The sequence below is a fragment of the Streptomyces sp. ISL-94 genome (genome assembly GCF_018614075.1).
Lineage (GTDB): Bacteria > Actinomycetota > Actinomycetes > Streptomycetales > Streptomycetaceae > Streptomyces.
In genome coordinates this window covers 1-7679 of the sequence record NZ_JAGGOZ010000148.1, presented here as the reverse complement: position 1 = coordinate 7679, position 7679 = coordinate 1, and the positions used below count along the sequence as shown (strand labels likewise).

Genomic DNA, 7679 nt, shown 5'->3' with positions numbered 1-7679 from the left:
CCCGGCCCACACCCGGCCCCGTCCGGACCCCGGTGGTTCGTGTCCTGCGGGGAGCGGCCCCGGCGTGCCCAGGTAGCCGAGCAGGATGTCCCGCTGCGCCTCCACGAGTTCGCGGCTGCCCCGGAGGTACTCCAGGACGGCCTCCTCACGCCGGTCCGTGGACGGGGCGGGAGGCAGGGGGACCGGGGCGGCCGGGCGGAGGCCTCCGGCCACCGGCTCGCCGTCCGCGGTGCGGACCAGGTGGCCGTCCACCAGCCAGCCCGGGCGGCTCGGGGCCTGCTCCGGGAGGCGGGCGGTCCGGCCGCGGAACAGGGCTTCCGTGGCCAAGGGCACGCCGGCCGCCGCCAGTTCGGCCAGCGCCGTGACCAGGCGGACCAGGCCGTGCTCGCCCGGCACGTCCAGCGGGACCACCGTGTGGGGCCGGCCGTGCAGGATGCGGCCGATCAGGCCGGTCAGGACCCGCCCCGGCCCCGCCTCCACGAAGGTCCGCACGCCGGCCGCGTACATGGCCTCCACCTGCTCCACGAACCGGACCGGCTCCGCCACCTGGCGTGCGGCAAGGCCTCGTACGGCATCGGCACCGGGCGGATAGGGGGCGGCCGTGGTGTTCGACCAGACCGGTACGGCGGGGTCGGCCACGGCCGTACCGGCCAGCTCGTCGGCGAGCGTCGCGGCAGCGCCCGCCACCACCGCGCTGTGGAAGGCGCAGGCCACCGGAATCGCTTCCGCGGACAGTCCCGCTTCCCGTAGCGAGGCCACCGCCGTGGCCACGGCGGCCGTCGGACCCGAGATCACGCACTGGCGGGGCGCGTTGTGGTTCGCCACCACACAGCCGGCGCGGGCCGCGATCTCCCGTACCTCCTCCGGCGCGGCCGACACCGCCGCCATCGACCCCGGATCCGCCCCGGCCGCCGCCACGATCGCCTCGGCCCGGCGCGCGCTCAGCCGCAGCAGGCTCTGCGTGTCGTACGCCCCCGCCGCCCAGAGCGCGGTGAGCTCACCGTAGGAGTGCCCGGCCACGGAGTCCGGGCGTACGCCCAGTCGGGTGAGCAGGAGGTGGGCCGCCGCTCCGGCCAGGCCGAGAGCCGGCTGGGCCATCCGGGTGTCGGTGAGCGCTGCCCGCTGGGCTGCCCGGTGTTCGGTGCTGAAGGCCGCCGGTGGGAACATCGCCGAGACCACGGCGGCCGGCGCCTCGTCCAGGAGCCCGCGCAGTGAGGGGAAGGCGGTGAACAACTCCGCCAGCATTCCGGTGCGCTGACTGCCCTGCCCGGGGAACAGGAACGCGACCCGGCCCGGATCGGCCGACTCCTCCCGTACGTGGACACCCGGGCCGGGAGCGAACGCCCGAGCCTGCTCCAGCCGGACCGCGAGCTCGTCCGGGCCGGCGGCCACGACCGCCACCCGGACCGGGCCGGATCCGGTGGCGGCGGCCTCCGCCGCGAGGTCGCGTAGCGCCCAGGGGCGTCCGGCCGCGTCGTTCTCTTCCAGTCGGGCGGCGAGCCGCGCCATCACCCGGCCCGCCGCCCGGCGGTCCTCGCCGCGGAAGCAGAACAGCTCGGCGGGCCACTCCTCCAGGCCGTGCCGGGGCTCCTCGGCACCCTCGTAACCGGCCAGCACCGCGTGGTAGTTGGTGCCGCCGAAGCCGAAGGCGCTCACGCCCGCGATCCGCCGGCGCGGCGGCGCCGCCCAGGGCCGGGCCTCCGTGTCGAAGGAGAAGGGGCTGGTCTCCGCCTGCCAGGCCGGATTCGGCGTGTCGAGGTGCAGGGTGGGCGGCCGTACGCCCGTGTGGACGGCCCGGGCCGCCTTGATCAGGCTGGCCAGGCCGGCCGCGCACTTGGTGTGCCCGAGCTGTGATTTCACCGAGCCCAGGGCGCAGGATCCGGGCGCTGCGCCGGAGGCGGTGAACAGCGCGGTCAGGACGGACAGTTCGGTGCTGTCGCCGACCACCGTGCCGGTGCCGTGCGCCTCGACCAGGCCCACCTCGCCTGGACTGATGCCGGCCCGGGCGTAGGCCCGCTCCAGCGCCCGGCGCTGCCCTTCCGGACGGGGCGCGGTGAGGCCGAGGGACCGGCCGTCGCTGGCCGCGCCGACCGCCTTGACCACGGCGTACACCCGGTCGCCGGCCCGCTCGGCGTCCGCGAGCCGCTTGAGCACCAGCGCGCCGACGCCCTCGCCGAGCGCGATCCCGTCGGCGGCGGCGTCGAAGGGGCGGCAGCGGCCGGTGGGGGACAGGGCGCGGACCGAGGAGAACATCAGGTAGTCGTTGATGCCGTTGTGCACGTCGGCGCCGCCGCAGACCACCATGTCGCTGTCACCGTCGCGCAGTTGGCGGCAGGCGAGGTCGAGAGCGGCCAGTGAGGAGGCGCAGGCGGCGTCGACCGTGCAGTTCGCGCCGCCGAGGTCGAGGCGGTTGGCGACCCGGCCCGCGATGACGTTGGCGAGGATGCCGGGGAAGGAGTCCTCGGTGAGGCGTGGCAGCTGCTCGTCCAGGGCGGGCGGGAGTTCGCCCAGGTAGGCCGGGAGCAGTGCGCGCAGGCCGTACGCGCCCGCCAGCTCGGTACCGGCCTCGGCCCCGAAGACCACGGAGGTCCGGGAGCGGTCGAACTCCCGGTCCCGGCCGTAACCGGCGTCCGCCAGGGCCCGCGCGGAGATCTCCAGGGCCAGCAGCTGGACCGGCTCGATCCCGGCGAGGGAGGCGGGCGGGATGCCGTGGGCGAGGGCGTCGAAGGGCACGGGCCCCAGGAAGCCGCCCCACCGGGAGGGCGTGCGCTCGCCGGCCCGGGCCGGGTCGGCGTCGTAGTAGAGCGCCGGGTCCCAGCGCTCGGCCGGGACTTCGGTCACGGCGTCCGTCCCGGCCAGGATCCGCGCCCAGTAGGCGGCGAGGCCGGGTGCCCCGGGGTAGGCGCAGGCCATTCCGACGATGGCGATGTCGAGCGGATCGGCGGCCGGTTCCGGCTGCGTCCCGGCTTCCGGCGCGGCGATCTCCCGGGCCCGCCGCTCCAGGAACCGCGTGGCCCCCTCGGTCACCTGCGCGTGCAGCGCGGCCACCGTCGTGGTTCCGTCGCGCAGAGTCGCCGCCTGCCCGAGCATGAACAACCCCTCCGCGTACTGCTCCTCCTCGCCGACAGCCTCCAACCGGGCGATGCCCGAGGTGTTCTCCTCGGTGGTGCCTGCCGGTCCGGCTTCGCCGTGCGGTCCGGCTTCGCCGTGCGGTCCGGCTTCGCCGTGCGGTCCGGCTTCGCCGTGCGGTCCGGCTTCGCCGTGCGGTCCGGCTTCGCCGTGCGGTCCGGCTTCGCCGTGCGGTCCGGCTTCGCCGTGCGGTCCGGCTTCGCCGTGCGGTCCGGCTTCGCCGTGCGGTCCGGCTTCGCCGTGCGGTCCGGCCCCGCCGTGCGGTCCGGCCCCGCCGGCGGGGCCGGACGCGCGGCGGAGGCCCTTCGAGGCCAGGCGGAGCCGGCCCAGGTTGAGGTGTTCCAGCTGCTCCCAGACCTCGCGCGGGGCGAGCCCGGCGGCCGTGAGGCGGTGGCGGGTGGCCTCGAAGGTCGCCGCGTACGGGGTCGCCGCGCAGCGGGTCGCGTGGCCTGGGGCGGTGTGCAGCAGCACGGTGTCCACGCACTCCACCGCCGCCCGCTGGAAGACCGGCCGGACCGCCCCCGCCGCCACCGCCTCCTTCGTGAACAGGTACGCCGTGCCCATCAGCACCCCGATCCGCGCCCCCCGCTCGGCCAGCGGCGCCGCGGCCGCCACGACCATCGCGGCGGAGCGCTCGTCGTGGATGCCGCCCGCGAACAGCACGTCCAGGGACGCCGGCTCGGCGCAGGCCAGCAGCCGCTCGATCTGCTCCTCCCAGAGCGGGAACGAGGCCCGCGGACCGACGTGCCCCCCGCACTCGAGGCCCTCGAACACGAACCGCCGCGCCCCCTCGGCGAGATACCGCTCCAGCAGCCCCGGGGACGGCACGTGCAGATGGGTCCGGATCCCGGCCGCCTCCAGCGGCGCGGCCTGCGCAGGGGTGCCGCCCGCGATGATCGCGTACGGCGGGTGCGCCTCGGCCACCGCCGCCAGCTGCTCCCGCCGCAGCTCGGCCGGGGCGAAACCGAGCAGGCCCACGCCCCAGGGGCGGTCCCCGAGCCGCTCGGCGGTCTCGGCGAGGAGCCTGCGCACGTCCGGGCCTTCCATCACTGCGAGCGCCAGGTACGGGACCCCGCCCGCCGCGGCCACCGCCTCGGCGAAGGCCGCCTGGTCGCTCACCCGGGTCATCGGCCCCTGGGCGACGGGCAGGGCACGCTCCAGCGGCCGGGCCCGAACGGCGGCGGCCAGATGCCCGGTGATGGCCTCCCGCACGGCGTGGAGCACCCCGCCGGTGGTCCGGTACCGGGCGGCCAGCCGGGCCGCCGAGGCCCCGTCCTGCCCGACGGGCAGCAGCTGCGCCCGCAGGTCCCGGGCGCCGAGCAGCGCGGCCGCCGGCCCGTCCGGCGGCGGGAGCAGGTCGGGCCGTGCGAAGACGCGGTATCCCTGTACCAGTCGGGTCTCCGAGCCGTCCATCGCCCGGATGGCCGCCGCCACTTCGGCGGGCAGCGCCTCCTCGCCCTCGGTGGTCAGGGCCAGTTGTACGTCGAGCAGTACCCCGGCGGCCCCGCCCGCGACGGCCGCGGCCGCCGTGTGCGGCCCGATCCCGCCGCACGCCCGTACGGGCACCCCGGCCCCGGGGCCCGCGAGCAGCTGCTGGAGCAGGACGAAGGTGGTGGCGGCGCCCACCCTCCCGCCCGCTTCGTGGCCCTTGGCGACGAGCGCCGCCGCCCCGGCGGCCACGGCGGCCGCGGCCTCCGCCGGGCTGGTGACCTCGGCCCATACCCGGGGCCGGCCGGCCGCCGCGGCCCAGGCGGCCACCCGTTCCGGTGTGTGCGCCGCGGGATCGGCCAGCAGCACGGTGTCCACGGCGGACGGCAGCTCCCCGGGCCCGCTGGGGCAGCCCGCGGGCACCCGCACCCCGTACCGCCCGCCGCCGCCGAGCCGGCGGTCCAGCTCCGCGAAGGCGCGCCGCGCTGCGCCCGCGTCCCGGCCGAGGTCGAGCAGCCCGAGGGCCCCGGCCCGCTCGGCGGCCATCACGAGCCGCGGCTGTGGCTCCTCGAACGGACTGACCGCGACGACCAGATCACGGGTGGCGGGGGCGGTCTGCGGGGGCTGGGGGGTCACGGGCGCTCCTCTTACAGTGCTGTGTGACATGGCGCAGTGCAGGGCGGAAGAACCGGGGAGAGCGATGAGATCTGCGGATCTGTGCACCGGGCGCCGCGTGCGCACATCGGCCGGGATCCCCGGCCGACCGGTGGGGCGCGCTTGAACAACGATCAAATGCCCGGACGCCGCGTTGCATCGTGCGGGGGGCGCCCTGCACTGTCAACAGCCATACGGAATACGTTGCTTCGCGCCTTCGGGACCCGCGGACCATTCGGAACCCGCCCCGGGCGGACCGGCGGCACACCCCCGCCGCGCCGGTGGCCTGCGGCGATTCCCGCCCGGGTGGGCCGCCCCGATGCGCGGGCCGACGTACGGCATCCTCGTGGCTCATGCCGCACCGGCATGCCTTGCCGCCGACCCGGCATGAACGCCGCTCCGGGGGGCCCGGCAGTTGTTCACCCGGTGGCTCTTACAGGTGCACGCTCCCGCGGTTACCGTCCGGTCATGACCCCCACACTCGCGCAACTCCGCTACCTCGTCGCCGTCGCCGACTGCCGGTCCATCACCGGCGCCGCAGCCTCCGTCTTCATCGCCCAGTCCGCCCTGTCCCGGGCCGTCCAGGCCATGGAACGCGACCTGGGCGTCGAACTCCTCGCCCGCCGGGGAAGGGGGGTGGACCTCACGCCGGAAGGAGCCCGGGTCGTCCGGCTGGCCCGTACCGTGCTGAACGCGGTCGAGGCCATCGACGACATCGGGACCCCGCACGGCAAGGACTCCCGGGGCTCCCTCACCGTCGTCACGACGCCCACCCTCGCCCTCGACCTGGCCGCCGACCTCGTCGCCGCCTTCAGCGAGCGCCATCCCGGCGTGGACGTCCGGCTCCACCAGCACGACAGCAGGGAGGCCGTCGTCCAGGAACTGAACCAGGGCCGCGCCGAGTTGGCTCTCGTCGACCTGCCGATCGACAAGGAGCTCACCACCCACCACATCCAGGAGCGCGAGGTGGTGCTGATCTCGCCGATCGGCTCCCGGCTGCCCAGCCCGGTGCCGCTGCGCATGCTCGACGGGCTCCCGATGGTGCTGCCCACGCCGGGAACCGGCCGGCGCACCGAGATGGAGGCCATGTTCAGCTGTCTGGGCGTCCGCCCCGTGCCCTCCCTGGAGGTCGACGAGCGCCTCGCCTGGGTGACGGGGGTGACGGACGGCCGCGGCTCCCTCATCTGGTACCGGGACGTGGTCTTGAGGGCCTTCGGCAGCAGGGCGGAAATCCGCTCCTTCACACCGCCCCTGCTGCGCCCGGTGGGCATCGCGCACGCCCGGCGGCCGCTGAGCCGCGCCGCCCGCGCCTTCATCGCGGACGTCGGGCGCAAGGCACCCGTACGCGAGCCGCTGCGCTGAGCCGGGCCTGCAGGCAACCGCGAGGCATGCCGGGACGGCATTGAACGATGCTCGAACGGGGGGTGGTTGGGCCTGGCGTCCTCGGCCGTCGCCGCCTCACATGGTCCGCATGTCCCGACTCCTGACAGCTCCACGGGCCGCCGCCGCCCTCGCGACCGCGGTCCTCGCCACGATCCTGCCCGCGGTGGCCTGGATGGCCGGCGCCACCGCCTCCCCGGCCGCCGCCGCGGTCCCCGCCCGCCCCGCGGGCGCCGCCGCCCTGGCGCCGGAGAAGAAGTGCACCCTGCCCGGCGGCCTGGCCGAGCTCAGCGGGCTCGCGATGAGCCGCAGGCACCCGGGCGTCTTCTACGCCGTCAACGACAGCGGGAACACCAACCAGGTCTTCGCGATCGACTGCACCGGCGCCACCGGCGTACTCAAGGCCACCCTCACCGTCTCCGGCGTCGGCAACACCGACTGGGAGGGCCTGGCGATTGGCAAGGACGCCGCCGGCGGCCCGGTGATCCTCGTCGGCGACATCGGGGACAACTTCGGCAACCGCGCCGAGATCACCGTGCACAGCTTCGCCGAGCCCGCGCAGCTCGCCAACGCCACGGTGGCGCCGACGACGTACCGCTTCGCCTACGCGGACGGCAAGCACGACGCTGAGTCCCTGCTCGCCGACCCCGTCACCGGCCGGCTCTTCATCGCGAGCAAGCTCATCGGAGCCGCGGGCCGGCTGTACCAGGCCCCGCTCCCGCCGGTGACCGGGCAGGTCAACACCCTCACGGAGGTCCGGCCCGGCCCGGTGTTCGCCACCGACGGGGCCTTCTCGCCGACGGGAGCCTCGTACACCCTGCGCAGCGGCGGACCGCTGGGCGCCAACACGGCCTCCGTGTACGACACGGCGGGCACCAAGCTCGCGGACGTCGCCCTGCCCGCCCAGCCGCAGGGCGAGACGGTGACGTACGCCGACTGCGCGAACCTGCTCGTCGGGTCGGAGAACGACACCCAGATCTGGCGGGTGCCGCTGCCGCCGGAGGCCGCGCCGGGCTGCGGCACAACCCCGACGCCCACCCCCACCCCCACCCCGACACCTACGCCCACTCCGACCTCCACACCTACGC

The 7679-nt window shown here is 76.1% G+C and carries 3 protein-coding genes; 2 read left to right on the top strand and 1 reads right to left on the bottom strand.

Features of this window, described 5'->3' with window-relative positions; genetic code table 11:
* Positions 1-5193: polyketide synthase (locus J7E94_RS35240; protein WP_308345645.1), on the bottom strand; the 5193-nt coding region annotated here is incomplete at its 3' end.
* Positions 5194-5679: 486 nt separating this feature from the next.
* Between J7E94_RS35240 and J7E94_RS33930 the strand changes: the two genes are divergently transcribed.
* Both J7E94_RS33930 and J7E94_RS33925 read left to right on the top strand, forming a co-directional pair.
* Positions 5680-6573 (top strand): LysR family transcriptional regulator, encoded by an 894-nt coding sequence (locus tag J7E94_RS33930; RefSeq protein WP_215020668.1) that lies wholly within the window; start codon positions 5680-5682, stop codon positions 6571-6573.
* Between the two features lie 109 nt (positions 6574-6682).
* On the top strand, positions 6683-7679 hold a 997-nt coding region (locus J7E94_RS33925), incomplete at its 3' end, for a hypothetical protein (protein WP_215020667.1).

Coding starts and splice junctions, on each gene's coding strand:
- J7E94_RS33930 (WP_215020668.1), top strand. CDS start 5,680: ATGACCCCCACACTCGCGCAACTCCGCTACCTCGTCGCCGTCGCCGAC.